This is a genomic window from Streptomyces sp. NPDC050263, assembly GCF_040655955.1.
Classification (GTDB): domain Bacteria; phylum Actinomycetota; class Actinomycetes; order Streptomycetales; family Streptomycetaceae; genus Streptomyces.
Genome location: NZ_JBFAKW010000309.1, coordinates 1 through 1,237, shown reverse-complemented (window position 1 = coordinate 1,237; position 1,237 = coordinate 1). Strand labels below are relative to the sequence as shown.

At 65.5% G+C, this 1,237-nt stretch carries 1 protein-coding gene; it reads left to right on the top strand.

Translation table 11 applies throughout. The features are described 5' to 3' along the window. Nucleotides 1-92 precede the first annotated feature (92 nt). The gene (locus AB0J04_RS46205) at nt 93-1,226 is read left to right on the top strand and encodes an IS630 family transposase (RefSeq protein WP_363174744.1); all 1,134 of its coding nucleotides are present in this window, start codon (nt 93-95) and stop codon (nt 1,224-1,226) included. The last annotated feature ends 11 nt before the right edge of the window (nt 1,227-1,237 follow it).

The window sequence follows — 1,237 nt, the reverse complement described above, 5'->3', positions numbered from 1 at the left end:
CTAGTGCCGTAGCAGGGAATGTTTGCCCTGTTGTGATGTGACGCGTCGTCCGGGTGCTGTGCCGGGCGGCGCGTGTCCGGCACTCTGTCCGGGTGGCAGAACGGGTGCGCGTGCGTGAGATCGATGACGACGAGGGCAGACGGCTTCTGCGGATCATCCGCAGGGGGACCGGGTCGGTGGTGACCTGGCGGCGTGCCCAGATGGTGCTGCTGTCCGCGCAGGGCATGCCGGTGGCGAAGATCGCCGAGGTGTCGTTCACCAGCGACGACCGGGTCCGCGATGTGATTCACAACTTCAACACCGACGGCTTCGACTCGCTCTACCCGAAGTACAAGGGTGGCCGCCCCAAGACGTTCACGCTGCCCGAGCGTCGCGAGATCAAGAAGATCGCCAAGTCCAAGCCGACCGAGCATGACCTGCCGTTCTCGACCTGGAGTCTGACCAAGCTGGCGGACTTCCTGGTCGCCGAGGGGGTGGTCGACGACATCAGCCACGAGGGCCTGCGCATCCTGCTCCGCGAGGAAGGCGTCTCTTTTCAACGCCTGAAGACGTGGAAGACCTCCCGCGACCCGGACTACGCGGCCAAGAAGGCCCGCGTCGAGCACCTGTATGCCATCGCCGACGGCGAGGTCATACCCGAGGACGGCGAGCCCGAAGTCGTCTTCTGTCTGGACGAGTTCGGGCCGCTCAACCTGATGCCCCACCCTGGCCGGCAGTGGGCCGAACGCGGCGGCAAGCACAAGAACCCCGACCGTGAACCACGTCGTCGGCGGCGGGCGACCTACAACCGCTACGGCGGGGTGCGGCACCTGTTCGCCGCCCTGGACCTGGCCAAGGACAAGCTCTACGGCCACATCAAGCCCATCAAGCGACGCACCCAGTTCCTGGAGTTCTGCCGCTACCTGCGCACCCTTTACCCGGCCGGTGTCCGCATCGCGATCGTCTGCGACAACTTTTCCCCGCATCTGACCACGAAGAAGTGCCAGCGGGTCGGCACCTGGGCGGCGGCGAACAACGTCGAGATCGCCTACACCCCGACGAACTCCTCGTGGCTCAACCGCATCGAGGCCCAGTTCACGGCTTTGCGCTATTTCACCCTCGACGGCACCGACCATGCCGACCACAAGGAACAGGGCAGCATGATCCGCCGCTACATCATCTGGCGAAACCGCCATGCCGACGACCGGCGCCTACGCGCCGTCGTCGACAGGGCAAACGTTGCCTGATCCGGCACTAG